Below are 25,629 nucleotides of genomic sequence, written 5' to 3' on the forward strand. Positions count from 1 at the left end.
GTTAGCATAGTAACTAAATAAAGTACTTCACCGGCAATCGAAAGGAATCCTTCCATGGCTTTTGATCATCGCAAATATGTGGCATTCAAGCCGATCGCAAAGACCGACCGTCGCTGGCCGGACAATGTGATCGAAAAGGCTCCCACCTGGTGTGCCGTGGACCTTCGTGATGGTAACCAGGCACTGGTGAAGCCCATGTCCGTGGCCCAGAAGCAGCGCCTGTTCGATTTGCTGGTCAAGCTCGGCTTCAAGGAAATCGAAATCGGCTTTCCGGCGGCCAGTCAGCCGGACTTTGATTTCTGCCGCAAGCTGATCGAGGAAAACCGCATTCCCGATGATGTGAAGATTCAGGTTCTGACCCAGGCGCGTCCGGAACTGATCGAGCGCACCTACCAGGCTCTGGAAGGTGCGAAACGCGCCATCGTGCACGTCTACAATTCCACGTCCACCGTCCAGCGAGAGCAGGTGTTCGGTCTGGATCGGGCCGGTATCCGGGACATCGCCGTCAATGGCGCCAGGCTGGTGAAAGAGATCGCCACCCGCTACCCGGACACGGAATGGAGTTTCCAGTATTCCCCGGAAAGCTTTACCGGAACTGAGCTGGACTTTGCCGCCGAAGTGATCGATGCGGTGACCGAAGTGTGGCGTCCGGACCAGGGACAGCCGGTGATCATCAATCTGCCCGCGACCGTGGAGATGGCGACCCCGAACGTGTTCGCGGACCAGATCGAATGGATCTGCGACAACATCCAGCGCCGGGAGCACATCAGCATCAGCGTTCACACCCACAATGACCGGGGGTGTGCCGTGGCCGCTGCCGAACTGGCGGTGATGGCCGGTGCCGATCGCGTCGAGGGTACCCTGATGGGCAACGGCGAACGTACCGGTAATATGGACCTGGTCACCATGGCCATGAACCTGTATTCGCAGGGCATAGACCCGACCCTGGACCTGTCCGGTATGGCAGAGATCACCGAGGTCGTGGAAGCCTGTACGGAAATTTCCACGCACCCGCGGCATCCCTACGCCGGCGAACTGGTATTCACGGCTTTCTCCGGCAGTCACCAGGATGCGATCCGCAAGTGTCTGGCACGCCGTAAGGAAGGGGATGTCTGGAACGTTGCCTATCTGCCCATCGATCCGTTTGATGTGGGCCGGCGCTACGAGGAAGTCGTTCGCATCAACAGCCAGTCCGGCAAGGGCGGCGTGGCTTACGTACTGGAACGGGATTACGACATCAGTCTGCCGCGGTGGCTGCAGATTGAGTTCAGCAAGGTGGTACAGCGTGAGGCGGAGACCGAAGGTGGGGAGATTGACTCGCACACCATCCATCGTCTGTTCGAGGACCGGTACCTGAAAGTGCATTCCGATTGGGCCCTGCGTTCCTATGATTTGCATCGGGATGACGAAGGCGTTCGCGCCGACGTGGTCCTGGGCACCGATGTCTCGCCGGTTCGCCTGGAAGGTCGTGGTCTTGGGGCCGTAGAGTCGGTCTCCGAGGCCCTCGAGAACCGCTTTGGTATCACCATCGCGGTCGAGGCTTACGACGAGTTTGCGCTGGGCGAGGGGACCAACGCCAATGCCCTGGCGTGTATCCGTCTGACGGCAAATGGTCAGCATTGCAGCGCCGCGGCCCTTGCCGAGGACACCACGTCGGCGACACTGCAGGCGTTGTTCTCTGCGGTCGCTCAGGCTGTCGGAGCTGATATGCCCTCAGCGGAACAAAACGCCGATCTGGTTCACGCCTGAGGAAAGAAGTCGAAGGCAAAAAAATAAGCCGGCATCATGCCGGCTTATTACGTTTCCAATGCCCGTGAGGGGCAAGGAACGGTCCACTTAACCCGGTTACACCGGAGTTACGTTTTCCGCCTGCGGGCCTTTCGGGCCTTGGGTTACGGTGAACTGCACCTGCTGACCTTCAGTCAGGGTGCGGAAACCGGATGCGTTGATTGCGCTGTAGTGAACGAATACGTCACTGCCACCGTCCTGAGCGATAAAGCCAAAGCCCTTGGACTCGTTGAACCACTTCACGTGGCCGGTTTTTGTATCGGACATTGATCTTTCCTGTCTTTCTAAAGTTTGCCCTCACGGGACCTTCGAATTCCTGATGGAACTTTGCTGAGAAATCCAGAGAGTACTGAGAGAAGGGCAACGAAAAGCGCGGAGGCACGACGTTGTAACGCATTCACTAAATACCGCTGTATTTTCACAGCAATTTCAGTATAGACCGAGTTTCGGGAGCGTCAACGCTTTTTTTGAAGCTTTTATTCGTTTTAAAAACAAGGATTTGGCAGAAACATGGCGGGCGGGGAGGCATCGTGGCCGGCCACTTTCATGCGGTCGGCCACGATGTTCGCGAGCTGGATGCTCAGGATCGGAACTGCTGACTGATCTCTTCCAGGATTGCCGGATCATCAATGGTGCTGGGTACGGTGTACTCCTCACCATCGGCAATCTGGCGGATCACCCGTCGCAGAATCTTGCCGGACCGGGTCTTGGGTAGCCGCTCCACCACCATGGCCCGGCGGAAGCAGGCAATGGCGCCGATCTTGTCACGCACCATCTCTACCAGTTCTTCCTCCAGCTCATCATGATCGATGGTAGCGCCGTCCTTGATCAGTACCAGGCCAATGGGCACCTGGCCTTTCAGCTCGTCGTGGGCACCTACTACACAGCACTCGGCGACGGCGGGGTGGGAAGCCACCACTTCTTCCATCTCGCCGGTGGAGAGGCGGTGACCGGCAACGTTGATAACGTCATCGGTCCGGCCCATGATGAAGACGTAGCCGTCGTCATCGATGAAGCCGCCGTCACCCGAGCTGTAATAGCCCGGAATCGGGTCGAGGTAGGTTTTTCGGAAACGCTCGTCATCTCCCCAGACGGTCATCATACAGCCCGGTGGCAGAGGCAGTTTGACCGCTACCTGGCCTTGCTGTCCGGCGGGAACCTGGCTGCCTTTCATGTCGATCACCTGAACGTTGTAGCCAGGAGATGGCACCGTGGCGGAACCGGGCTTGGTTTTCATCATTTCAATGCCCACCGGGTTGCAGCAAATCGCCCACCCGGTTTCGGTCTGCCACCAGTGGTCGAGGATGGGCAGGCCGGTGTGTTCTTTCAGCCACTCATAGGTTGGCGGGTCGAGGCGCTCGCCGGCGAGGAAGATCCGCTTGAGGGAACTGATGTCGTACTTGTTCAGTTCATCCGCTTCGGGGTCTTCTTTCCGGACTGCCCGGAACGCCGTGGGGGCGGTGAACAGCAGGTCGACGCCATGATCCTGTACCACCCGCCAGAAAGCTCCGGCATCCGGGGTTTTCACCGGTTTGCCTTCATAAAGGATGGTGGTGCAGCCGGCAAAAAGGGGGCCATAGACGATGTAGCTGTGGCCAACCACCCAGCCGACGTCGGACGCTGCCCAGTAGACGTCCCCCGGGTTGGCATCGTAGACCAGCTTCATGCTGTATTTCAGAGCGACAGCGTGGCCACCGTTGTCCCTCACCACACCCTTCGGTTTGCCCGTGGTGCCCGAGGTGTAAAGGATGTAGAGAGGGTCGGTTGATTTTACCGGTACCGGGTCGGCCGGCTCGGCGCCGTCCATGACCGCTTCCCAGTCAGCGTCGCGGCCATCGAGCATCGTGGCCCGCGCCTGGGGGCGCTGGTACACCACACAAAATTCCGGCTTGTGGCTGGATTGCTCGATAGCCTTGTCGACCAGCGGTTTGTATTCGATCACCCGGTTTACTTCGATGCCGCAGGAGGCGGTAATCAGTGCCTTGGGTTCGGCGTCTTCAATACGGACTGCCAGTTCATGTGCAGCAAAACCGCCAAATACCACCGAATGAATGGCGCCAATGCGGGCGCATCCCAGCATGGCAATCACAGCCTGGGGGATCATCGGCATATAGATGATGACCCGGTCCCCTTTGCTGATACCTTTGGCTTTGAGGGCGCCGGCAAACCGGGCAACCTCGGCGGTCAGCTCGTTGAAGGTATAGGATTGCCGGGTGTTGGTGACCGGTGAGTCGTAGATCAGGGCTTTCTGGTCGCCCCTGCCGGCACGAATGTTGGCGTCCAGGGCCACGTCGCAGGTGTTGAGCACGCCGTCGGGAAACCACTCGCCATGGCCATTGTCCTTTGGCTGCCAGATGGTCTTCGGCGCTTCGATCCAGTCAATCTGGTCGGCATGCTCTCTCCAGAACTCGTCACGCTGGTCGATCGAGCGCCGGAACTCGGAATTATAATCCATAGATTCCACCTCATTGTGCCTGTTGTTTTTGTGATGTTGTGCTTTTCCCACAACTTTAGGCACTTTGAGTTCACCGACCAGTAGACCATAGGCTTAGTAACGTGCTTTGACCGGGTTATTCCTGTCCCGACTTGACGGAGATCACGCTGGCTTCGATTTCGCCGCTGGCGACCCGCGCAGATACCCGGTCCCCGGGAGAAAGGTTGTCCGCTTTGCGGATAATGTCGCCCGAGGGTCCCCGGACAATGGCATACCCCCGGCCCAGGGTGGCTAGAGGGCTGACCACGTTCAGGGTTTGGGCGAGATGCTCCATATGCTTCGCTTTTTCCCTGATGGTCAGTCGGGTGGCCGCGAAAAGTCTCTCTTCAATGCGGCCCAGGGTTTCTCGGCTGGTGGCCAGCTGTTTCCCGGGTGACTGCATGGCCAGCCTTTGGGAGAGGTTCTCTGCTCGAACCTCATGGCGTTCAAGTTTTTGCCGGATCGCCTTGCCCAGCCGGAGCTCCAGTTCGTCCATCCTCTGGGCTTTCTCCTGGAGTTGCCGGCGGGGGTCTCTGAGTCTTGCTGAAAGGTGTTCCAGTTGCACCGTGAGGCGCCTGAGGGCGCGCCGCGCGGCATTCGTGATTCGGAGTTCCTGTTCGGACAGCTGCCTCAGCCACTGGGTCTGGTCCGGAGAGATCTTCTCGGCCGCCGCTGAGGGAGTCGGGGCCCGCAGGTCCGCCACGAAGTCCGCGATGGTGACGTCCACCTCATGGCCGACGGCGCTGACGGTCGGGATCCGGCAGGAGGCAATGGCGCGGGCAACTGCCTCCTCGTTGAAACACCAGAGGTCCTCGAGCGAGCCACCACCGCGACCGATGATCAGTACGTCCGCGACGCCATGGCTCTGGGCCTGCTCGATGGCGCGGACGATATCACTGGTCGCTGCCTTGCCCTGGACCGCGGTCGGATACAGGGTGACCGGTATGGCCGGGCATCGGCGCGAAAGCACCGTCAGGATGTCGTGGATGGCAGCGCCGGTCGGCGAAGTAACAACCCCGATATGCCGGGGCAGGGTCGGGATCGGCTTCTTGCGTGCCGCCTCGAACAGGCCCTCGGCCTGAAGCTTGCGTTTCAGTTCCTCGAACGCTTGCTGAAGGGCGCCGAGCCCTGCCGGCTCGATGTGTTCGACGATGATCTGGAAGTCACCCCGGCTCTCGTAGAGGGTGACCTTGCCCCGGATCCGGACCTGATCGCCTTCCTTCGGAATGCTCCGGATCCGTTGGTTGAAACCCCGGAACATGGCGCACCGCACCTGGCATTTTCGGTCTTTCAGGGAGAAATACCAGTGGCCGGAAGAGGGGCGGGAGAAGCTGGAAAGCTCCCCTTCCACCCAGACCTGCATGAAACTGGATTCCAGCAGGTGCCTGGCCTGATGATTGAGTTCGCTGACGCTCAGTGCGCGTGTCGGACGCAGGCTGCCAGTGTCACCGAAAGAGGGCTGGGAATCCTGGAAGGAGGGGGTCAAGGCCGTGCTCCGTGGTTGGTTATACGCAATAGCCGAAAATTTCGCGGTAAAAATATCGGAAATTCAAAAAGATGCAACCAGACCTTAAAAATGGTGCGGTTTACTGTCCAGAGCCACCACTTTATAATAGATCGATTAAGGATTTTGCTTTGTCGCGCCGCTCAGGGCGCGGTACAGGATTTCCAAACTTAGCACGTTCAAAAGGCGGATCCCAATGCTGCGAATTGCTGAAGAAGCCCTCACGTTTGATGATGTTCTGCTTGTTCCCGGATACTCGGAAGTTCTCCCCCATCAGGTCAGCCTCCAGACCCAGCTGACCCGGAATATCACCCTGAACATTCCGCTGGTATCGTCTGCCATGGATACGGTAACCGACGCCGAACTGGCCATCGCCATGGCCCAGGAAGGTGGCATCGGTATCATGCACAAGAACATGACTGTGGAGCAGCAGGCAGCTGCGGTTCGCAAGGTCAAGAAATTCGAGAGCGGCGTGGTGAAGGATCCGATCACCGTGTCGCCGGACACCACTGTACGTGAATTGGTCGACATTACCATGGCCAATAATATTTCCGGCCTGCCGGTGGTCGACGGTCACGATCTGGTGGGTATTGTTACCGGTCGTGATATCCGCTTCGAAAGCCGCATGGACACCCTGGTCCGTGACATCATGACACCGAAGGACAAGCTGGTGACCGTCAAGGAAGGCGCCAGCCTCGATGACGTGAAGGAGCTGCTGCACCGTCACCGCATCGAAAAAGTGCTGGTGGTGAATGACGATTTCGAACTGCGCGGGCTTATCACCGTCAAGGACATCCAGAAGGCCAAGGACTATCCCCTGGCGTGCAAGGACGAGCAAGGTCGCCTGCGTGTGGGCGCTGCAGTCAGCACCGGTGGCGATACCGAAGCCCGGATTACCGCGCTGGCCGAGGCCGGTGTCGACGTGATCGTGGTTGATACAGCCCATGGCCACTCCAAAGGCGTTATCGAACGCGTACGCTGGGTGAAGCAGAACTTCCCCGAGGTTCAGGTTATCGGTGGCAACATTGCCACATCCGACGCCGCCATCGCCCTGGCAGATGCCGGTGCGGACGCGGTGAAGGTCGGTATCGGCCCCGGCTCCATCTGTACCACACGCATTGTTGCCGGTATCGGGGTGCCCCAGATCTCGGCGGTGTCCAACGTTGCGGCGGCGCTGAAGGATCGGGGTGTACCCCTGATCGCCGACGGTGGTGTGCGTTTCTCCGGTGATATCGCCAAGGCCATTGCAGCCGGCGCCCACAGCGTGATGATCGGCAGCCTGCTGGCCGGTACCGACGAGGCCCCGGGCGAAGTGGAGCTGTTCCAGGGGCGGAGTTACAAGGCCTACCGTGGCATGGGCTCCCTCGGCGCCATGGGGCAGGGCTCCAGTGACCGCTATTTCCAGGATGCGAGCAAGGGCATCGAAAAGCTGGTGCCTGAAGGTATCGAAGGTCGTGTAGCCTGCAAGGGGCCAATGCGTAACATTGTCCACCAGCTGATGGGCGGTTTGCGTGCCTCCATGGGCTATACCGGTAGTGCCACCATGGAAGAAATGCGCACCAAGCCGGAATTCGTTCGCATCACCAACGCCGGCATGCGTGAGAGTCACGTTCATGATGTGACCATCACCAAGGAAGCGCCCAACTACCGTATCGGTTAAGAATGACCCCAATGAACGCGGCCCCGGAACGGGCCGCGTTGTTTATTTGTGATCCGAGGACTCCATGGCCCAGAACATCCACGACCACCGTATCCTGATTCTTGATTTCGGTTCCCAGTACACCCAGCTGATTGCCCGTCGTATCCGGGAAATTGGCGTGTACTGTGAGATCAAGGCCTTTGACATCACCGATGAAGAGCTCAGTGAGTTCAATCCCAAGGGGATTATTCTGGCGGGTGGCCCGGAATCCGTAACCCAGTTGGGCGGCCCGCGGGCGCCGGAAGGGCTGTTTGACCGTGGCATTCCGGTCCTCGGAATCTGTTATGGCATGCAGACCATGGCGGAGCAGCTTGGAGGCCGGGTTGCCAGCTCCGAAAAGCGTGAGTTCGGCTATGCCCAGGTCAAGGTACGCGCCAAGGGCCCGCTGCTGGCGGATATTACTGACCACCTGACGCCCGCCGGGGAATCCCTGCTGGACGTGTGGATGAGCCATGGTGACAAGGTAGTGGTGATGCCGGAAGGCTTCGAACTGCTGGCCTCCACAGAAAGCGCCCCGATTGCCGCCATGCAGGATACCAGTCGCAATCTGTATGGCGTTCAGTTTCATCCGGAAGTGACCCACACCCTCCAGGGCAAACGCATTCTTGAACACTTTGTGCTGGACATCTGTGGCTGTGAGGCGCTGTGGACGCCGGCCAAGATCGTGGATGATGCGGTGCGCCAGATCCGGGAGCAGGTCGGCAACGAGAAAGTTCTCCTGGGCCTCTCCGGCGGCGTGGATTCCTCGGTAACCGCAGCGCTGCTGCACAAGGCCATCGGCGACCAGCTGACATGTGTGTTTGTCGACAACGGTTTGCTGCGTCTTCATGAAGGCGACCAGGTCATGGATATGTTCGCCAGCAATATGGGCGTCAAGGTCATTCGCGTCGACGCCGAAGACCTGTTCCTGTCCAAGCTGAAAGGCGTGGATGATCCGGAGCAGAAGCGCAAGATCATCGGTAACACCTTTATCGACGTGTTCGACGACGAGGCGGCCAACATCAAGGACGTGAACTGGCTGGCCCAGGGCACCATCTATCCGGACGTGATCGAGTCTGCAGCCTCCAAGACCGGCAAGGCGCACGTGATCAAGTCCCACCACAACGTGGGCGGTCTGCCGGAAACCATGAAAATGAAGCTGGTAGAGCCGCTCCGGGAGCTGTTCAAGGACGAGGTCCGCCGGATCGGTCTTGAGCTGGGGTTGCCGTACGACATGGTTTACCGTCACCCGTTCCCGGGACCGGGCCTCGGTGTCCGCATCCTTGGCGAGGTGAAGAAGGAATACGCGGATATTCTCCGCCGTGCCGATGCCATCTTCCTGGAAGAGCTGCACCGTGCCGACCTGTATCATAAGACCAGCCAGGCCTTTGCCGTATTCCTGCCGGTCAAGTCGGTTGGGGTGGTCGGCGACGCCCGTCGTTACGAGTACGTGGTGGCCCTGCGCGCCGTCGAGACCATCGATTTCATGACCGCCCGCTGGGCCCACCTGCCTTACGATCTGCTGGAGAAGGTCTCCAACCGGATCATCAACGAGATCAGTGGCGTGTCCCGGGTGACGTATGACATCTCCTCCAAGCCGCCCGCGACGATAGAGTGGGAATGATCCGGAATCTGTTCCCTGTTGCTATCTGAGAACAGACAGTCAAAAAAAACCCAGCGTTTACGCTGGGTTTTTTGTTATTGGTCCCGCTATAGCCAGATCCACGTTGAGATTTCCCGATAGTTGTCCAATGCTTTCTGTTACGGCAATGATAAAAATGCGTCCATTGAGGGGCGCTCTTTGCGGGACTGCACTGCCTATGGAACTGCCAATCAAGGACCGGATCACCGCCGGTCGGGCCCTGGCGAGGGCCATGGAGCATTATCGCGACCGCCAGGACCTGCTGGTGCTGGCTCTACCCCGTGGTGGTGTGCCGGTAGCCTTCGAGCTGGCCCAGGCCCTCGATGCCCCCATGGACCTCATGCTGGTCAGAAAACTGGGGTCGCCGGGACAGCGTGAGTTGGCTATGGGTGCAATAGCGAGTGGGGGAGTCCGGGTGCTCAACGAAGAACTGGTGTCTTACCTGGGGGTATCTGAAGAGACCATCGAAAAGGTCGCGGCCAGCGAACAGGAGGAGCTTGAAAGGCGGGAACGGGCCTACCGTGGAGACCGCCCCTGGCCGGAAATCGCTGGCAAATGCGTCATTCTGGTGGATGACGGTGTTGCCACCGGCGCGACCATGCGCGTCGCTATCAAGGCGTTGCGCAAGCAGAACCCGAAAGAACTGGTTGTCGCGGTGCCGGTCGCCCCTCCCGATACGGTTGCCACATTGCGCAGGGAAGCGGATGCCGTGGTCTGTCTTGCCATGCCTGAACCGTTTACGGCCATAGGCCTCTGGTATGCGAATTTCAGTCAGGTTTCGGATGAGGAGGTGACCACCCAATTGGCAAGGGCGTGGAACACATGAACACAAACGAGTATTCGAGCGAAATCAAGGTCCGGGCCGAGGGAATTGAGCTGGAAGGTAGCCTGAGTGTTCCCGACGGTGTTCAGGGGATCGTCGTCTTCGCCCACGGCAGCGGCAGTAGTCGCTTCAGTCCGCGTAATCGTGCTGTTGCGCAGTTCCTGAATGAGGGTGGTCTGGCTACCTTGCTTTTCGATCTGTTGACAGCGGAGGAGAACGACATCGACATGCAGACCCGGAGGCTGCGTTTCGATATTGGTTTGCTGAGTCGGCGTCTGATCGGTGCGGTGGATTGGCTCGGTAAACAGGCGTCAGTCTGTGACCTCCAGATAGGGCTGTTTGGAGCCAGCACCGGCGCAGCTGCAGCACTCATTGCGGCTGCCCGGCGTCCCGAAGCTGTAGCTGCGGTGGTTTCTCGTGGTGGACGGGCGGATCTGGCCGGTGAGGATTTACCCCTGGTCGAGGCGCCAACGCTCCTTATCGTGGGTGGTCTTGATCAGGCGGTCATCGGAATGAACCGCTGGGCGGCAAGTCAAATGCGAATTGAACCGAGATTGGAAATTGTGGCCGGCGCCAGCCATCTGTTCGAAGAGCCGGGAACAATGGAACAGGTTGCCCGCCTGACCCGGGACTGGTTTGTCCAGCATCTGGTACCAATGAAAGGCCGGTAGCTCGACGGTAATTGTTGTGCGCGTGGTCTCGGGTTGTCAGCTATGGTATTTTTCCCGGCCCGAGCTGAAACTGACTGATCAAGCGACCATGCCCGAGATCTCAAGCGACCGATACTGGATGTCCCGCGCTCTGCAGTTGGCGCAACAGGCTGCAGTGGCAGGAGAAGTACCCGTTGGCGCCATCGTCGTTCTCGGCGGCAAAGAAATTGGCGCCGGGTTCAATGCCCCCATCTCCGGTTGTGATCCCACCGCCCACGCCGAGATCCGGGCCCTGCGGGATGCCGCTGCCCGGGTCGGTAATTACCGTTTGTCCGGGGCAACGCTTTACGTAACGCTGGAGCCATGTACCATGTGCGTCGGAGCAATTGTGCACGGCCGCATCAGTCGCCTGGTCTACGGTGCCGCGGAGCCCAAGGCGGGGGCCGTTGAGTCTGCCCGGCGAACGCTGGACGAACCCCATCTGAACTGGGCTGTGGACTCGGTCGGTGGTGTGCTTGAGCAGCAGTGCAGTGAGATTATCAGCGACTTTTTCAGCCGACGCCGGGCGGAAATCCGGCGCCAGCGCCAGTCATCATCCCCAGGGAAGGAGTAGCCTGTACCCATGAAAGTACTTGTTACCGGCGGAGCCGGATATATTGGTAGTCACGTGGTCCGGCAGCTGGCTGAGGCAGGTCACGATATTGTTGTCTATGACAACCTTTCCACCGGTTACCGTTGGGCCGTGACCGCCGGCGAGCTGGTGGTGGGGGATCTGGCGGACGAGGCGGCCATTGATCGGCTGTTTTCCGAGCACCGTTTTGAGGCAGTTCTTCATTTTGCCGCCCACATAGTCGTGCCCGAATCAGTGGCCAATCCCCTCAAGTATTACAGCAACAACACCCGTAACACCCTGAACCTTTTGAAGGCCATGGAACGATATCAGGTTCCGTACATGGTCTTCTCCTCCACGGCGGCGGTCTATGGCATGCCGGAGCAGCAGGTACTGACCGAAGACCTGCCGCTGGCTCCGATCAATCCGTACGGGGCATCAAAGATGATGAGCGAACGGATGATCATGGATCTTGCGGCGGCGTCGAGTCTGAACTATGTCATCCTGCGCTATTTCAATGTCGCCGGAGCCAACCCTGATGGCCTGCTCGGGCAGGCAACGCCTGAGGCGACGCACCTGATCAAGGTCGCCTGTGAGTGCGTTACGGGACAACGGGATGGCATGAGTGTGTTCGGTACGGATTACGAAACACGTGACGGCACCTGCATTCGTGATTACATCCATGTGGAAGACCTCGCCAAGGCCCATGTTATGGCGCTGGATTACATGGCGAAGGGCGGCGATTCAAAGGTTCTTAACTGTGGTTATGGTCGCGGGTTTACCGTTCGCGAGGTAATCGACGTGGTCAAGCAGGTGTCTGGCGTTGATTTTCCGGTCACCGAAACCGGCCGGCGAGCGGGCGATCCGGCAGCCTTGATGGCGGATAACACCCTGATCCGAGGAACCCTCGGTTGGCAGCCGGACCATGATGATCTGGAAACAATTGTGAGGACGGCCCTCGATTGGGAGGCTATCTGGCAGAGAAAAAAAGCCTCCGGCAAACAGTGAGTTTCGACCTTTTTACCCATTTGGACAGGTTTGAGAAGTAACCCATGAAGATCACAATTTTCGGTACGGGATATGTCGGACTGGTAACCGGCGCCTGCCTGGCTGACGTTGGCCATCATGTCCTTTGTATGGACGTGGACCAGGCAAAGATCGACAGACTCCGCGATGGCCAGATTCCCATTTACGAACCGGGTCTGGACGCGATTGTCCGGCACACGGTGGAAGCGGGCCGGCTGGCTTTCACCACCGACACCGAGGAAGCGGTAAAACACGGCGTACTCCAGTTCATTGCCGTGGGAACCCCGCCCGATGAAGACGGCTCGGCAGACCTCCAGTACGTCACTGCCGTTGCCAGATCCATCGGCCAGTACATGGATGGGTACAAGGTGGTGGTCGACAAGTCGACGGTTCCGGTTGGTACCGGTGACAAGGTGCGTGCAGCCCTGCAGGCACAGCTGGATCATCGTGGTCTTGAGCTGGAATTCGATGTGGTCTCCAACCCCGAATTCCTGAAAGAAGGTGCGGCTATCAACGATTTCATGAAGCCGGACCGTATCATTGTCGGAACCGACAGCGAGAAGGCTGCGGATCTGTTACGTGAAGTCTATTATCCGTTCAACCGTAGCCACGACCGGATGATTTTCATGGATGTCCGTTCAGCGGAGCTGACCAAGTACGCTGCCAACTCCATGCTTGCAACCAAAATCAGTTTCATGAATGAAATTGCCAACCTGGCGGAACGGCTGGGGGCGGATATCGAGGCGGTGCGCCGGGGTATCGGGTCCGATCCCCGCATCGGATACCACTTCATCTATCCGGGCTGTGGTTACGGTGGCTCCTGCTTCCCGAAGGATGTGCAGGCATTGGCGCGCACCGCCCGCGACTGCGGCTATGACGCCCGACTGCTCAATGCTGTGGAAGACGTTAACCACGCCCAGAAGCACGTGCTGTTTGACAAGATCAGCCATTATTTCCAGGGCAGTCTGGAGGGCAAGGTTGTGGCACTGTGGGGGCTGGCGTTCAAGCCCAATACAGACGACATGCGCGAGGCCTCTTCCCGCACGCTGATGGAAGATCTGTGGAAAGCCGGAGCCTCTGTTCAGGCCTTTGATCCCGAAGCCATGGAGGAGACCCAGCGTATCTACGGCGACCAGCCGGGGCTGACCCTGTGTGGAACCAAGGAGCAGGCGCTCAAGGGTGCCGACGTGCTGGCAATCTGCACCGAATGGAAGGAGTTCCGTTCCCCGGACTTTGAGGTGGTGGCGACAAACCTGCGGGAGCCGGTAGTCTTCGATGGTCGCAACCTCTATGAACCCGAAATGCTGGATCGCTATGGCCTGACCTACTATGCCATCGGCCGCGGGCGTAACCAGTTCCACTCGGTGGTGTAGTCATGGACCGGGAATTCGAGTTACATGAGCGACTGGCTGCGGATACCTTCCTGCTGGGCAGGACCCGCCTGTGCGAAGTCCGGCTGATGAATGAGAAAACCTGGCCCTGGGTCATCCTGGTGCCGGCGATCGCAGGCATCCGCGAGATCTATGAACTTCCAGAAGCGCAACAGCAGAGACTGATGACGGAGTCGTCCGCGCTGAGCCGCGCCATGATGGAGGCGTTCAAAGGTGACAAGATGAATGTTGCGGCGCTGGGTAACATGGTGCCGCAACTTCACATCCACCATATCGTTCGCTTCGAAGGGGATCCGGCCTGGCCGGGTCCCGTATGGGGTGCCCAGCCTCCGGTACCCTATGAAGACGCTGAGCTTGCGCGGGTCAGGGAAGTGCTGGATCCGGTGCTGGCTGGCCTGGCCTGAATCGTTCAGCGCCTTCGGGCAAGCGTTTGTGAGCCCACCAGGATCATCCGGAGCTCCGTTTTCAGCTTCACTTTCAGTTCTTCCTTTTCCTTTGGGGTGGCATCGAGTGCTTCGGCGCCCTGGTTGAAAACCAGTGTCACCATTGCCTCTGCTACCAGACGTGCATCCACCAGGGGTTTGCCCTGTTCCTCGGCAAATCGGCGCAGGTCATCGGCCAGTTCCGTCACGAAATGATCGATCTCCGCCTTCACCGCTGTCCGGAACGGTTTGGAAACACCCGTTCTTTCGCGCAGCATCAATCGGAACAGGTTGGCGTTGTTGCCCAGGTACTCCATGAACGTATCCACGGAGGTGGAGATGGCGCTGCCATCCCGGGCGATCCGTTTGCGGGCCTGGCGCATCAGTTGGCGGAGGGCGACACCGCCTTCGTCCACCAGAGCGAGTCCGAGTTCATCCAGTTCCGAGAAGTGGCGGTAAAAGGATGTTGGGGCTATACCGGCTTCCCGTGCAACCTCCCTGAGACTGAGGCTGCCGAAGCCCCGATCGGCACTGAGCTGCGAGAGTGCAGCGTCCATTAAGGCGCGTCGGGTTTTCAGTTTTTGTTCCGCTCTGGTGGTCAACTTCTGGCTCCAACCGGCTTTGTGAAGAGGGCATTCTAGCGGCCAGCTATCCCACAGTCATCCGAGTGCCTGATTTGCACACCAGCGCGCCTGATTTTCGGTCTCATTGTGTTTATAATGGGCCGCTTTTCCAGTAAGGTCGCAAAAATTTTCGCGATCCACACTTTGCTGCAAGCAAGCTGGTGGAGATGGCTTTCCGAAACACGCTGTGAATACGTCCGTGTACGCTCGGCTCCGCCATCCATGGCTCCGCACGGTTTCGGAAAGCCATCTCCACCAGCTTGCCCAGACAATTGAGTTAAACGAATACATCAAACGTAACGGGAACCGGTATGCGCAGTCATTATTGCGGTGGGATCAACGAATCCCACATCGATCAGGAAGTCACACTTTGCGGATGGGTACACCGCCGCCGTGACCATGGTGGGGTTATCTTCCTGGATCTGCGAGATCGGGATGGTATGTCCCAGGTGGTTGTCGATCCGGACACCCCTGAAAGCTTTGCCCTGGCGGAGAAGGTCCGCAGCGAATTCGTGATTCAGGTCACCGGCCGCGTGCGTCGTCGTCCGGCGGGTACCGAGAACAACAACATGCCCACCGGCCAGGTGGAATTGTTGGGTAAAGAGCTGACCATCCTGAACGCTGCCGCCACACCCCCGTTCCCCCTGGACGAGCACGTAGACGTGGGCGAGGACGTGCGCCTGCGCTACCGGTTCGTGGACCTGCGTCGTCCGGAAATGATCAACCGTCTGCGGTTCCGCTCCCGGGTTACCAGCTACATCCGGAACTTCCTGGACAGCCGCGGCTTCATGGACGTGGAAACCCCGATCCTGACCCGTGCAACCCCGGAAGGTGCCCGTGACTACCTCGTTCCGAGCCGTACCCACGAGGGTTCCTTCTTCGCGCTGCCCCAGTCCCCGCAGCTGTTCAAGCAGCTGCTGATGGTCTCCGGCGTTGACCGGTACTACCAGATCGCCAAGTGTTTCCGGGACGAGGACCTGCGGGCCGATCGTCAGCCGGAATTCACCCAGGTGGACATCGAGGCATCGTTCATCGATGAGAAGACCTTGATGGAGCTGAACGAGGACATGGTTCGCTCCCTGTTCAAGGATGTTCTCGATGTCACTCTGCCGGAATTTCCCCGCATGCCACATTCAGAGGCCATGCAGCGCTTCGGCAGCGACAAGCCGGACCTGCGTATTCCTCTGGAGCTGGTGGACGTCAATGACCTGGTTGAAAAGGTGGACTTCAAGGTGTTCGCCGGCCCGGCCAAGGATCCCAAAGGCCGTGTTGCTGCCCTGCGTGTTCCCAAAGGCGGCGAACTGACCCGTAAACAGATCGACGACTACACCAAGTTTGTCGGTATCTACGGTGCAAAGGGGCTGGCTTATATCAAGGTCAACGAACTGGCCAAAGGGGTTGAAGGTCTGCAGTCTCCGATCATCAAGTTCCTCGGTGACGACGTGGCCCAGGCCATCATGGAGCGCGTGGGTGCAGAAGACGGCGACATCGTGTTCTTTGGTGCCGACAAGACTACGGTGGTCAACGAAGCCCTGGGGGCGCTGCGTGTGAAACTGGGTCATGACCTGAACATGCTCACCTGCGAGTGGGCGCCGCTGTGGGTTGTGGACTTCCCGATGTTCGAGGAAACCCCGGATGGCGGACTCACCGCGATTCACCACCCGTTTACTGCACCGTCCTGCTCGCCGGAAGAACTGGCGGCGGATCCGGCCAACGCGCTGTCCCGCGCCTACGACATGGTGCTGAACGGTACCGAGCTCGGCGGCGGTTCCATCCGTATCCACGACGAAAAAATGCAGGAAGCTGTGTTCCGCATCCTGGGTATCGGTGAGGAAGAAGCCCGCGCCAAGTTCGGCTTCCTGCTCGACGCCCTGAAGTTCGGTTGCCCACCCCATGGTGGTCTGGCGTTCGGTCTGGATCGTCTGGTCATGCTGATGACCGGCGCCTCTTCCATCCGGGACGTCATTGCCTTCCCGAAGACCCAGAGCGCCACCTGTCTGATGACCCAGGCGCCGGGCGAGGTGGACGAGAAGCAACTGCGCGAGCTGCATATACGTCTGCGCCGTTCCGCCAAGCCGGTTGAGGGCAACAAGGCCGAAGACAGCGAGTAAATTCTGACAGTCGGGGGCGGGCCCGGCCCGCTCCCCGGACGATGGACGGAGGTTAGGCATGGCTGGTCACAGTAAATGGGCCAACATCAAGCATCGCAAGGCAGCCCAGGATGCCAAGCGTGGCAAGATCTTCACCAAAATCATCCGGGAACTGACCGTCGCCGCCCGCCTGGGCGGCGGTGATCCCAACGACAATCCCAGGCTCCGGGCCGTTGTCGACAAGGCCCTGACGGCCAACATGAAGAAGGACACCATCGAGAGGGCGATCGAGCGTGGCGCCGGCGGTGGCGATGACAGCAACTACGAGGAGCTGACATACGAGGGTTACGGCCCTGGGGGTGTCGCGGTTTTTGTCGAGGCCATGACCGACAACAAGAACCGGACTGTTGCCGAGGTTCGTCACGCGTTCAACAAGTTCGGTGGTAATCTCGGTACCGATGGTTCCGTGGCTTACCTGTTCACCAAGCAGGGCATCATCTCCTACAGTCCGGAAGTGGACGGCGACCGGTTGATGGAAGCCGCGCTGGAAGCCGGTGCCGAGGACCTGCAGGAACAGGAGGATGGTTCCTATGAGATTGTGACCACGCCGGAGGAATACCTGGACGTCAAGGAATCCCTGGTTGAGGCGGGGCTGCAGCCAGACAACTCCGAAGTCACCATGGTGCCTTCCACCCGGGTCGAACTGGACCGGGATGGTGCGGAAACCATCCTCAAGCTGATCGACATGCTTGAGGACCTGGATGACGTGCAGAACGTCTACCACAACGCGGATATCTCCGCAGAGATTATGGAATCCCTCTGACCATGGCTGGAGCCTGATCGTGCCGATCATTCTCGGGGTGGATCCCGGTTCCCGGATTACCGGGTACGGGGTCATCCGTGCCGAAGGCCGGGTAATCGAGTATATCGACAGCGGCTGTATCCGGGTCGGGGAAAAGCCCATGGCCGAGCGGCTCCAGACCATCTTCCACAGCCTTGCCACACTGATCGGTGAGTATCGGCCGGAGGAGTTCGCCATAGAGCAGGTGTTCATGGCCCGAAATCCGGATTCCGCCCTCAAATTGGGACAGGCCCGCGGCGCGGCCATTGTGAGTGCCGCCAATAGTGGCCTGGCGGTGCACGAGTATTCGGCGCGGCAGGTCAAGCAGGCGGTGGTTGGCAAGGGTGGGGCAGACAAGTCCCAGGTTCAGCACATGGTGCAGGCCCTCTTGTCTCTGTCCCGTAAACCCCAGGCCGATGCGGCCGATGCCCTGGCGATTGCGCTGTGCCATGCCCACATGAGTCAGAGTGTGCTGCGTTTGGCAGGGAACGGCGGCAAGGTCCGCAGCGGGCGGGTCAGACAACAATAACCGGCTCCCAGGAGCCACAGGAGCTACCCCTTGATAGGTCGTATCCGAGGCATTCTGGTCGACAAGACCCCCGGGCAGGCGTTGGTGGAGTGCGCCGGGCTGGGTTACGAAATTGACATTCCCTACACCACTTTTTTTCATCTGCCCGAATCGGGTCAGGAAGTTACCCTTCATACTCACTTTGCCGTACGCGAGGATGCCCAGAGTCTGTATGGCTTCGCGGCTAAGCTGGATCGGGATCTGTTCCGGCTGCTGATCAAGGTCAATGGTGTCGGCCCTAAGCTGGCCGTCGGGATCCTGTCCGGTCTCGATGCGCAGCAGTTCATCCGTTGTGTCGAGGTCAAGGATGCCAACGCGCTGGTCAAGCTGCCCGGTGTCGGCAAGAAAACCGCAGAGCGCCTGCTTATTGAAATGGCCGACCGGATCGGGCAACTTGAAGGTCAGTTCGTGCCGATGTCGCCGGGCGCGACAGTTGCCGGCGGGGCTGCCTCTGAACAGGTACTGGCTGGTCCGGATCCGAGGGAAGAAGCCGAGGCGGCCTTGATTGCCCTTGGCTACAAGCCACAGGAAGCTGCAAAAGCGATCAGCAAGGTTGCCGAGGAAGGGGCAACCAGCGAGACCCTGATCCGCCTTGCCCTGCGGAACATGATTCCCGCCGGATGACCTGACGGTAATATGTCGCCTGAGTGGCGCCAAACCTGTAGAGAGCGTAACGTGACAGTCAGGGGCCCGTTTGTACAATTGGGTCAACGTTGATTTGCAGGGCAGGCGCACAGGCACGATGTTGATTCCCATAGAACGGGTGATGCCATGATTGAATCCGACCGACTGATTTCAGCCGGAACCGGTGACTATGAGGAGGTCCAGGATCGGGCCATCCGTCCGACGCTGCTGTCCGAGTATGTGGGCCAACCCTCGGTTCGGGAGCAGATGGAAATTTTTATTTCCGCGGCCCGTGGCCGCCGGGAAGCCCTGGACCATGTCCTGATTTTCGGTCCGCCCGGTCTGGGCAAAACCACCCTTGCCAATATCATCGCCAACGAGATGGGCGTCGCCATCAAGACCACCTCGGGACCGGTGTTGGAAAAAGCCGGTGATCTGGCAGCCATGCTGACCAACCTCGAAGAAGGCGATGTGCTGTTTATCGACGAGATTCATCGGCTCAGTGCTGCGGTCGAGGAGGTCCTGTATCCGGCAATGGAGGATTATCAGCTGGATATCATGATCGGGGAGGGGCCGGCCGCCCGCTCGATCAAGCTGGATCTGCCGCCGTTCACTCTCGTGGGTGCAACCACCCGCGCGGGCCTGCTTACCTCTCCGCTGCGGGATCGTTTCGGTATCGTGCAGCGGCTGGAGTTCTACAACACCCGGGATCTGACCGACATTATCATCCGTTCTGCCCGGCTCTCGACCGTCGCGATTGACGAGGCTGGTGCCTTCGAGATTGCCAGGCGCTCCCGGGGTACTCCGAGGATCGCCAACCGGCTGCTGCGCAGGGTCAGGGATTTTGCCGAAGTGCGCTCCAACGGCCGGATTACCGCCGAGATTGCGGACCAGGCGCTGAACATGCTCAAGGTGGACAACCAGGGCTTCGATCATATGGACCGCCGACTGTTGCTGGCCATGATCGAAAAGTTCGATGGCGGTCCGGTCGGCGTTGAAAGCCTCGCGGCAGCTATCAGCGAGGAGAGGGGGACGATCGAGGATGTGCTCGAGCCTTTCCTGATACAGCAGGGATTCATGATACGTACGCCCCGTGGGCGCATGGTGACTTCCAACGCCTACCAGCATTTCGGAGTGGTGCCTCCCAAATCGGAAGGCGGGGGTGACCTGTTTGACTGATACAGCCAACGCCCGAGTCTTTGAGCTACCCATCAGGGTCTACATAGAAGATACGGATGCTGGTGGTATCGTTTTCCATGCCAGGTATCTGCATTACATGGAGCGCGCCCGTACCGAGTGGGTGCGCAGTTGCGGGGTCGGTCTCCGGGCAGGCCTGGCAGACAATATCAGCTATGTGGTGCAGCGAATGAACATCCATTATTCGGTGCCGGCCCGCCTGGATGATCAGTTGCTGGTTACCGCCGAGCCCGTGGCATACGGCCGGGTATGGATGAATTTCAGGCAGCGCGTCCTGCGAGCCAGTGACCGGACGTTACTGTGCGAGGCAGATGTTCGCGTGGCCTGCGTGGCACTGGATACCGGCAGACCGAGGCGTTTGCCCGATAATATGCAGGACCTGCTGAAGCGCAACGTTCAGCATCCGGACCCAACTAACGGAACCAGCCAGGAGTAAAAGGTGGAGTCAGAACTTTCTGTATGGCATCTCATTTCAAATGCCGGGTTACTGGTACAGCTGGTCATGCTGTTGCTGGGATTGGCATCGGTGATTTCCTGGGCCCTGATCTTCCAGCGCCTTCAGGTATTTCGCAAGGCCAAGCGGGCGCAGGTGGAGTTTGAGGAGCGGTTCTGGTCCGGCATGGACCTCGGCCAGCTGTACCGGGAAGTAAACGCAGAGCCGACGCCGTTTTCCGGAGTGGAAGCGGTCTTCCGCGCCGGGTTCAAGGAGTTTTCCCGACTGCGTCAGCAGAGCCGGGATGCCGATGCCGTTATGGAAGGTACCCAGCGTGCAATGAGAGTCGCCTTCTCCCGCGAGCAGGAGCGTCTGGAAACCCACCTGCCATTTCTGGCAACGGTCGGTTCAACCAGCCCCTATGTGGGCCTGTTCGGTACCGTGTGGGGGATCATGAATTCGTTCCGGGGCCTCGCCCAGGTCCAGCAGGCAACTCTGGCAACGGTCGCGCCGGGTATTTCGGAAGCCCTGATTGCTACAGCCATGGGCCTGTTCGCCGCAATCCCGGCCGTTATTGCCTACAACCGCTTTTCGGCGATGTCCGACGCGCTGCTCAAGAATTACGAGACCTTCGCTGAGGAGTTCTCCAGCATTCTGCACCGTCGCGTGCATGCGAGCGAGCAGAGTGCTGCCTGATGAATGAACGCAACTGCCGGAGCCGGGTGATATGAAAGGCATGGGGATGATGCCGCAGCAGCGGAAAAAACCGATGTCGGAAATCAACGTAGTTCCTTACATCGACGTGATGCTGGTGCTGCTGGTGATTTTCATGGTGACCGCGCCGATGCTGACCCAGGGCGTGAAAGTGGACTTGCCGGAAACCACATCGGATCCCATTCAGTCTGACAAGGATGTGGAGTCGATAGTGGTGTCGGTGGACACCAACGGTGCCTACTACATGGAAATCGGCGATGATAGCAGCGATCCCATGTCCCTGGGAGATGTGCGGGAGCGGGTAGCGAAAATCCTGTCCCAGCGCCCGAACGGCGAGGTGTTGGTGCGCGGTGACGAGCATGTGGAGTATGGCACGGTCGTGCGTCTGATGGCGGAGTTGCAGGGGGCCGGTGCCACCAGTATCGGTTTGATCACCGAACCATCCCCGGATGACAAGTGAGCCAGGAACGCGCGGAGCTGTTGTGAAGAATAAGGATCGCAGGGTAATAAGTACCGGTACGCCGCCATGGAAATCTCCGGTTGCGTTGTCGGTGTTGCTGCACCTGCTCATCGTAGTTGTGGCGTTGGCGGGCTGGTCCTGGACCAACCCTGTTGACGAGCCGCCACCCCGCAGTATTTCGGCGCGGCTTATCACCCAGCAACAGCCAAAGCCAAGCCCGGTGGTGGAGCCCGACGACCAGCCGGATAGGGATCAGCGGCGCCAGGCCGAAGAAGAGCGTAAAAAGGCTGCGGCGGAGGCGGAGCGCCGCCGAAAGGAAGAAGAGGCGCGCAGGATAGCGGAGAAAAAGGCGCAGGAAGAGGAGGCCCGTCGAAAGGCCGAGCAAGAGCGCAAGAAACAGGAAGCCCTGGCGCGGGAGCGTGAAGAGGCCAAAGCCCGGGAAGCCGCGCGGCAGAAAGCCGAGGCGGAAGCCAGGGAGCGCGAGCGACAGAAAGCCGAGGAGGAGCGCAAGCGCAAGGAAGAGGAGCGCAAGAAAGCCGAGGAAGAGCAGCGGCGACTGGAAGAGCAGCGCAGGCAGGAAGAAGCCGAACGCCGCCGGAAGGAAGAAGAGGCCCGCAAGGAAGCCGAGCGTCGGCTGAAGGAGCAACAGCTGGAAGCTCTCGCGGAGGAGGCCAGCAAGGCGAAGGCTGAAGAGGCGCGTCGACAACAGCAGGCTGCGGCGGCTCGCGCAAAAGAAGCACAGATGCTGTCCGAAAGCGAAAAATACCAGGGGCTGATCCGTGAGCGGCTCAGTCAGGCATGGTATCCACCGTCTTCGGCGACGGAAGAAATGACCGCCCGGCTGCAGATAACGCTGCTACCGACCGGGGAGCTGGCAAGTGTCAGGCTGGTTAGCAGCAGCGGTAACACCGCGTTCGATAACTCGGCACTGAGTGCGGTACGCTCATTGAACCGTTACCCGATACCGGATGACAGGGAAACCTTCGAGCGTTATTTCCGTCAGTTTACTATTGAGTTCAACCCGCGCCGGTTGAGATAAGGAAGCAGGAAGGATCATGACAAAGCGGACCTGGACGACTTCATACCAAACCGTGGCCGCAGCGCTGGTTGCCCTGATCATGCTGGCAACCGGGGCGCGGGCCGAGCTGCTTATTCGCATTACGGAAGGAGCCGATGCCGCCCTCCCGATTTCCGTTGTTCCCTTTGCGGAGAACGGAGCGATTCCACCCGGAGACAAGGTGGCCAACATCGTGCGGGACGATCTGGCGATGAGCGGGGAGTTCCGCCCCCTACCGGCGGAGAAAATGCTGAGCCTGCCCTCCCGTCGTGAGGAAGTGTACTTTCGGGACTGGCGCATGCTTGGCCAGCGCTATGTGCTGGTCGGTGAGCTTAGCCGCAACGGTGACAGGGTCGTTGCGCGGTACGAGTTATTCGATGTGAACCAGGAGAAGCGTATTCTCGGTGAAACTGCGGCCGCGTCGGTGAATGGCCTGCGTACCCTTGGCCATCACATCAGTGACAAGGTTTACGAGGCCATAACCGGCGTGCCGGGAGCTTTTTCCACCAAGCTGGCCTACGTCACACTTGACAGTTTCAAGGGCAAACCCCGCTACCGCCTGCAGGTGAGCGATGTGGACGGCAAGCGTGCCCGGATCCGGCTCGAGAGCCAGGAGCCGATCCTGTCCCCGGCCTGGTCTCCTGATGGCAAGCGGCTGGCGTACGTGTCCTTCGAAACAGGCAAGCCGGCAATCTACGTTCATGAGTTGTCTTCCGGCCAGCGCACCAAGGTAGCTGACTTCAGTGGCCTCAATTCCGCGCCGGCCTGGTCTGAGGATGGGCGCTCACTCCTGATGACGCTCTCGAAGGACGGCAACGCCGAAGTGTACCGGATGGATCTGGCGAGCAGGGAACTGACCAAGCTCACCAATCACTGGGCAATTGATACCGAGGCGACGTATGACCACACGGGTGACGGCATCTTCTTTACCTCCGACCGTTCCGGCGGGCCACAGATCTACCATATGAAAACACCCGGGGCAGAGCCCCGCCGGATCACTTTTGGCAGTCGCTACAATGCGCGGCCACGGCCGGATAACTCCGGGGATTACGTGTATTACGTGCACCAGAGAAACAGTGCGTTCCACATTGCCAGAACCAATCTCAAGAATGGTGAGGAGACGGTGTTGACCCGGACCGAATCCGACGAATCACCGAGCGTATCACCCAACGGTCGCATGCTGATCTATGCCACCAAACAGAGTGGAACCAGCGTGTTGACCGTGATCTCTGCCGATGGCGGTGCGGCGTACAGCCTGCCGGCATCGCAAGGGGATGTCCGTGAACCGGCCTGGGGCCCCATCGTCAAGTGAGCGCCCCGGGTCTTCGAACTCAATCAATAAACTGAAGCCACTGAAAGGAAATGAACATGAAACTGTCTATGCACACCAAAGTTCTCGCCATGCTGCTTTCTGCAGGCCTGTTTGCCGGTTGTAGCTCCACCGGTGAGACCATGGATGAGGGTGCCTATGGTTCCGACGTTGCGCCTGTAGATCAGGATGGCTCCACCGTCTACGGCGGTGACGACGAGGGCGGCGTTTCCTCTTCCGCGCTGACCGAAGAAGAGCGCATGGCTGCCGAGGAGCGCGCCAAGATGGAAGCGCTGCGTGACATCACTACCTTCTACTTCGATTTTGATACCGCCGAGATCAAGCCCGAAGCCCGTGACGTCCTGGTGGCCCATGCCCAGTACCTCGCGAACAACCCCGGCCAGAATGTTCGTCTGGAAGGTCACGCGGATGAGCGTGGTACCAAAGAATACAACCTGGCCCTGGGCGAGCGTCGTGCCAATGCCGTACAGCGCTTCCTGATCGTCAATGGTGCTTCACGTGGCCAGATTGAAACCGTAAGCTATGGTGAAGAGAAGCCGGCGGTCATGGGCTCCTCAGAGAGTGCCTGGGCACAGAACCGTCGGGTAGAACTGGTTTTTGATTAAACCGCGAACTGACACAGATCGGGTGTATCCATGAGAAAACGGCTCGTGGCGTTAATGCTGGTTCCGCTTGCGCTCGCGCAGGTGGGGCCGGTACAGGCGCAGTCTTCCACGTCGGCGCAGCGGAGTTCCGCTGGCAACCAGGCGACCGCTGAGTTGTTCTATATGATTCAGCAGCTCCAGCAGGAGGTGCGCAGGTTGCAGGGCCAGGTGGAAGAACAGCAGCATATGATCACCCGGTTGCAGGAGCAGGGCCGCGATCGTTATATCGATCTGGACCAGCGCATCCTTGATCTCTCGGAAAAGATGGCGAGCAAGCCGGAGCCGGCAACTGCTTCGCCGTCTCCGTCGGGGGGTGGCGATACTCAGGCGGTGGAAACCCGCGAATATCGCCAGCCCGGCCCCGAGGAGCGCAAAGCCTACAACGAGATCCAGGATCTCATCCGGAACCAGAAAGCCTATGATGAGGCCATTACCCGCCTGTACGAGTTTATCGACAAATATCCCGAAGGGGACCTGACGGTGAATGCGTATTACTGGCTGGGGGAAGTCTATCTGGTCAAGCCCCAACTGGAGCAGGCCAAGCAGGCTTTCACCATTGTGGCGACCCGTTTCCCGGATCATCGCAAGGCGCCGGATGCTGTTTACAAGCTGGGTGTGACTCTGGATCGGCTGGGAGAATCGGAAGAGGCTCGCCGGCGGATGCAGAGCGTTCTTGATGATTATCCGAACAGCGGCGCCGCGGAGCTTGCGAAGAAGTTCCTGTCTTCCGCAAATGGTTAATCCGGCTCAGGAAAAAAATCCGGGGATTACTCGAAAAAGGGGTTGATCACCGGAAAAATATCAGTACTATATGCGCCTCGTTTGGGTCGTTAGCTCAGTTGGTAGAGCAGTTGGCTTTTAACCAATTGGTCGAAGGTTCGAATCCTTCACGACCCACCAAATTCCGGGTACCGTTCGTTTGAGCTCGGGCGGTATCGACCAGCAAAAGCTGGTCACCAGTCAAGGGTCGTTAGCTCAGTTGGTAGAGCAGTTGGCTTTTAACCAATTGGTCGAAGGTTCGAATCCTTCACGACCCACCAA

25 protein-coding genes and 2 tRNA genes are annotated in these 25,629 nt (G+C 59.2%); 23 read left to right on the forward strand and 4 right to left on the reverse strand.

Translation table 11 applies throughout. The features are described from left to right. The first annotated feature begins 54 nt into the window (after positions 1-54). The gene (gene leuA, locus MD273_RS06635; RefSeq protein WP_239036958.1) at positions 55-1,749 is read left to right on the forward strand and encodes a 2-isopropylmalate synthase; all 1,695 of its coding nucleotides are present in this window, start codon (positions 55-57) and stop codon (positions 1,747-1,749) included. A gap of 96 nt (positions 1,750-1,845) precedes the next feature. Here leuA and MD273_RS06640 read toward each other — a convergent pair whose 3' ends face one another. The 3 genes from MD273_RS06640 to xseA all read right to left on the reverse strand — a co-directional run bounded on the left by MD273_RS06640 (position 1,846) and on the right by xseA (position 5,696). Next, on the reverse strand, positions 1,846-2,055 hold the full coding sequence (locus tag MD273_RS06640; protein WP_008169155.1) for a cold-shock protein: 210 nt from the start codon (positions 2,053-2,055) through the stop codon (positions 1,846-1,848). A gap of 313 nt (positions 2,056-2,368) precedes the next feature. After that, positions 2,369-4,294 carry a propionyl-CoA synthetase gene (locus MD273_RS06645; RefSeq protein WP_353050298.1) on the reverse strand — a complete coding sequence of 642 codons (1,926 nt, stop codon included), beginning with the start codon at positions 4,292-4,294 and terminating at the stop codon, positions 2,369-2,371. A 64-nt stretch (positions 4,295-4,358) separates the two neighbouring features. After that, on the reverse strand, positions 4,359-5,696 hold the full coding sequence (gene xseA / locus MD273_RS06650; RefSeq protein WP_239037625.1) for an exodeoxyribonuclease VII large subunit: 1,338 nt from the start codon (positions 5,694-5,696) through the stop codon (positions 4,359-4,361). A gap of 265 nt (positions 5,697-5,961) precedes the next feature. Between xseA and guaB the strand changes: the two genes are divergently transcribed. The 8 genes from guaB to MD273_RS06690 all read left to right on the forward strand — a co-directional run bounded on the left by guaB (position 5,962) and on the right by MD273_RS06690 (position 13,989). Beyond that, positions 5,962-7,425, forward strand: a complete 1,464-nt coding sequence (guaB, locus tag MD273_RS06655; RefSeq protein WP_239036960.1) for an IMP dehydrogenase — start codon at positions 5,962-5,964, stop codon at positions 7,423-7,425. Between the two features lie 64 nt (positions 7,426-7,489). Beyond that, the gene (guaA, locus tag MD273_RS06660) at positions 7,490-9,067 is read left to right on the forward strand and encodes a glutamine-hydrolyzing GMP synthase (protein WP_239036961.1); all 1,578 of its coding nucleotides are present in this window, start codon (positions 7,490-7,492) and stop codon (positions 9,065-9,067) included. A gap of 190 nt (positions 9,068-9,257) precedes the next feature. After that, positions 9,258-9,911: a phosphoribosyltransferase gene (locus tag MD273_RS06665; protein WP_239037626.1), complete on the forward strand. Its 654-nt coding sequence runs from the start codon at positions 9,258-9,260 to the stop codon at positions 9,909-9,911. Beyond that, a complete protein-coding gene (locus tag MD273_RS06670) occupies positions 9,908-10,579 on the forward strand; it encodes a dienelactone hydrolase family protein (RefSeq protein ID WP_239036962.1) in 672 nt (223 codons plus the stop codon). Before MD273_RS06665 ends, MD273_RS06670 begins: the two co-directional genes overlap by 4 nt. An 88-nt stretch (positions 10,580-10,667) precedes the next feature. Next, complete coding sequence (gene tadA, locus MD273_RS06675; RefSeq protein WP_239036963.1) at positions 10,668-11,171, forward strand: tRNA adenosine(34) deaminase TadA; 504 nt, start codon at positions 10,668-10,670, stop codon at positions 11,169-11,171. 9 nt (positions 11,172-11,180) lie between these two features. After that, a complete protein-coding gene (galE, locus tag MD273_RS06680; protein ID WP_239036964.1) occupies positions 11,181-12,176 on the forward strand; it encodes a UDP-glucose 4-epimerase GalE in 996 nt (331 codons plus the stop codon). A gap of 44 nt (positions 12,177-12,220) precedes the next feature. Continuing rightward, positions 12,221-13,567 carry a UDP-glucose dehydrogenase family protein gene (locus tag MD273_RS06685; protein ID WP_239036965.1) on the forward strand — a complete coding sequence of 449 codons (1,347 nt, stop codon included), beginning with the start codon at positions 12,221-12,223 and terminating at the stop codon, positions 13,565-13,567. Positions 13,568-13,569: 2 nt separating this feature from the next. Beyond that, the gene (locus tag MD273_RS06690) at positions 13,570-13,989 is read left to right on the forward strand and encodes an HIT domain-containing protein (protein WP_239036966.1); all 420 of its coding nucleotides are present in this window, start codon (positions 13,570-13,572) and stop codon (positions 13,987-13,989) included. Positions 13,990-13,994: 5 nt separating this feature from the next. Here MD273_RS06690 and fabR read toward each other — a convergent pair whose 3' ends face one another. Then, a complete protein-coding gene (gene fabR / locus MD273_RS06695) occupies positions 13,995-14,609 on the reverse strand; it encodes an HTH-type transcriptional repressor FabR (protein ID WP_239036967.1) in 615 nt (204 codons plus the stop codon). A gap of 332 nt (positions 14,610-14,941) precedes the next feature. On the opposite strand from fabR, the gene aspS reads away from it, so the two are divergent. The 14 genes from aspS to MD273_RS06765 all read left to right on the forward strand — a co-directional run bounded on the left by aspS (position 14,942) and on the right by MD273_RS06765 (position 25,628). Then, the gene (gene aspS / locus MD273_RS06700) at positions 14,942-16,741 is read left to right on the forward strand and encodes an aspartate--tRNA ligase (RefSeq protein ID WP_239036968.1); all 1,800 of its coding nucleotides are present in this window, start codon (positions 14,942-14,944) and stop codon (positions 16,739-16,741) included. 58 nt (positions 16,742-16,799) lie between these two features. Continuing rightward, entirely contained in the window at positions 16,800-17,543 is a 744-nt protein-coding gene (locus MD273_RS06705; RefSeq protein ID WP_239036969.1) for a YebC/PmpR family DNA-binding transcriptional regulator, read from the forward strand. Positions 17,544-17,562: 19 nt separating this feature from the next. Beyond that, the gene (gene ruvC, locus MD273_RS06710; RefSeq protein WP_239036970.1) at positions 17,563-18,090 is read left to right on the forward strand and encodes a crossover junction endodeoxyribonuclease RuvC; all 528 of its coding nucleotides are present in this window, start codon (positions 17,563-17,565) and stop codon (positions 18,088-18,090) included. 30 nt (positions 18,091-18,120) lie between these two features. After that, positions 18,121-18,753 (forward strand): Holliday junction branch migration protein RuvA, encoded by a 633-nt coding sequence (ruvA, locus tag MD273_RS06715; RefSeq protein ID WP_239036971.1) that lies wholly within the window; start codon positions 18,121-18,123, stop codon positions 18,751-18,753. Between the two features lie 147 nt (positions 18,754-18,900). Next, positions 18,901-19,932, forward strand: a complete 1,032-nt coding sequence (gene ruvB / locus MD273_RS06720) for a Holliday junction branch migration DNA helicase RuvB (RefSeq protein ID WP_239036972.1) — start codon at positions 18,901-18,903, stop codon at positions 19,930-19,932. Next, a complete protein-coding gene (gene ybgC, locus MD273_RS06725; protein ID WP_239036973.1) occupies positions 19,925-20,386 on the forward strand; it encodes a tol-pal system-associated acyl-CoA thioesterase in 462 nt (153 codons plus the stop codon). The genes ruvB and ybgC overlap by 8 nt, the downstream gene beginning before the upstream one ends. A 3-nt stretch (positions 20,387-20,389) precedes the next feature. Beyond that, positions 20,390-21,079 carry a protein TolQ gene (gene tolQ / locus MD273_RS06730; RefSeq protein WP_239036974.1) on the forward strand — a complete coding sequence of 230 codons (690 nt, stop codon included), beginning with the start codon at positions 20,390-20,392 and terminating at the stop codon, positions 21,077-21,079. A gap of 31 nt (positions 21,080-21,110) precedes the next feature. After that, positions 21,111-21,557 (forward strand): protein TolR, encoded by a 447-nt coding sequence (gene tolR, locus MD273_RS06735; RefSeq protein ID WP_239036975.1) that lies wholly within the window; start codon positions 21,111-21,113, stop codon positions 21,555-21,557. 22 nt (positions 21,558-21,579) lie between these two features. Further along, positions 21,580-22,596 carry a cell envelope integrity protein TolA gene (tolA, locus tag MD273_RS06740; RefSeq protein WP_239036976.1) on the forward strand — a complete coding sequence of 339 codons (1,017 nt, stop codon included), beginning with the start codon at positions 21,580-21,582 and terminating at the stop codon, positions 22,594-22,596. Positions 22,597-22,612: 16 nt separating this feature from the next. After that, complete coding sequence (tolB, locus tag MD273_RS06745) at positions 22,613-23,926, forward strand: Tol-Pal system beta propeller repeat protein TolB (protein ID WP_239036977.1); 1,314 nt, start codon at positions 22,613-22,615, stop codon at positions 23,924-23,926. 56 nt (positions 23,927-23,982) lie between these two features. Then, positions 23,983-24,549 (forward strand): peptidoglycan-associated lipoprotein Pal, encoded by a 567-nt coding sequence (gene pal / locus MD273_RS06750; RefSeq protein WP_239036978.1) that lies wholly within the window; start codon positions 23,983-23,985, stop codon positions 24,547-24,549. Positions 24,550-24,579: 30 nt separating this feature from the next. Continuing rightward, entirely contained in the window at positions 24,580-25,329 is a 750-nt protein-coding gene (gene ybgF / locus MD273_RS06755; RefSeq protein ID WP_239036979.1) for a tol-pal system protein YbgF, read from the forward strand. An 83-nt stretch (positions 25,330-25,412) separates the two neighbouring features. Continuing rightward, a tRNA-Lys gene (locus MD273_RS06760) sits at positions 25,413-25,488 on the forward strand. 64 nt (positions 25,489-25,552) lie between these two features. Continuing rightward, positions 25,553-25,628, forward strand: a tRNA-Lys gene (locus MD273_RS06765). The last annotated feature ends 1 nt before the right edge of the window (position 25,629 follow it).

This window comes from Marinobacter sp. C7 (genome assembly GCF_022343555.1).
GTDB lineage: Bacteria > Pseudomonadota > Gammaproteobacteria > Pseudomonadales > Oleiphilaceae > Marinobacter.

Bases quoted from the DNA above. Each gene is read 5' to 3' on its own strand.
- leuA (WP_239036958.1), top strand. From the start codon at position 55: ATGGCTTTTGATCATCGCAAATATGTGGCATTCAAGCCGATCGCAAAG.
- MD273_RS06685 (WP_239036965.1), top strand. From the start codon at position 12,221: ATGAAGATCACAATTTTCGGTACGGGATATGTCGGACTGGTAACCGGC.
- tolR (WP_239036975.1), top strand. From the start codon at position 21,111: ATGAAAGGCATGGGGATGATGCCGCAGCAGCGGAAAAAACCGATGTCG.
- tolB (WP_239036977.1), top strand. From the start codon at position 22,613: ATGACAAAGCGGACCTGGACGACTTCATACCAAACCGTGGCCGCAGCG.
- MD273_RS06670 (WP_239036962.1), top strand. From the start codon at position 9,908: ATGAACACAAACGAGTATTCGAGCGAAATCAAGGTCCGGGCCGAGGGA.
- aspS (WP_239036968.1), top strand. From the start codon at position 14,942: ATGCGCAGTCATTATTGCGGTGGGATCAACGAATCCCACATCGATCAG.
- ruvB (WP_239036972.1), top strand. From the start codon at position 18,901: ATGATTGAATCCGACCGACTGATTTCAGCCGGAACCGGTGACTATGAG.
- MD273_RS06690 (WP_239036966.1), top strand. From the start codon at position 13,570: ATGGACCGGGAATTCGAGTTACATGAGCGACTGGCTGCGGATACCTTC.
- galE (WP_239036964.1), top strand. From the start codon at position 11,181: ATGAAAGTACTTGTTACCGGCGGAGCCGGATATATTGGTAGTCACGTG.
- ybgF (WP_239036979.1), top strand. From the start codon at position 24,580: ATGAGAAAACGGCTCGTGGCGTTAATGCTGGTTCCGCTTGCGCTCGCG.
- tadA (WP_239036963.1), top strand. From the start codon at position 10,668: ATGCCCGAGATCTCAAGCGACCGATACTGGATGTCCCGCGCTCTGCAG.
- MD273_RS06705 (WP_239036969.1), top strand. From the start codon at position 16,800: ATGGCTGGTCACAGTAAATGGGCCAACATCAAGCATCGCAAGGCAGCC.
- guaA (WP_239036961.1), top strand. From the start codon at position 7,490: ATGGCCCAGAACATCCACGACCACCGTATCCTGATTCTTGATTTCGGT.
- guaB (WP_239036960.1), top strand. From the start codon at position 5,962: ATGCTGCGAATTGCTGAAGAAGCCCTCACGTTTGATGATGTTCTGCTT.
- pal (WP_239036978.1), top strand. From the start codon at position 23,983: ATGAAACTGTCTATGCACACCAAAGTTCTCGCCATGCTGCTTTCTGCA.
- MD273_RS06640 (WP_008169155.1), bottom strand. From the start codon at position 2,055: ATGTCCGATACAAAAACCGGCCACGTGAAGTGGTTCAACGAGTCCAAG.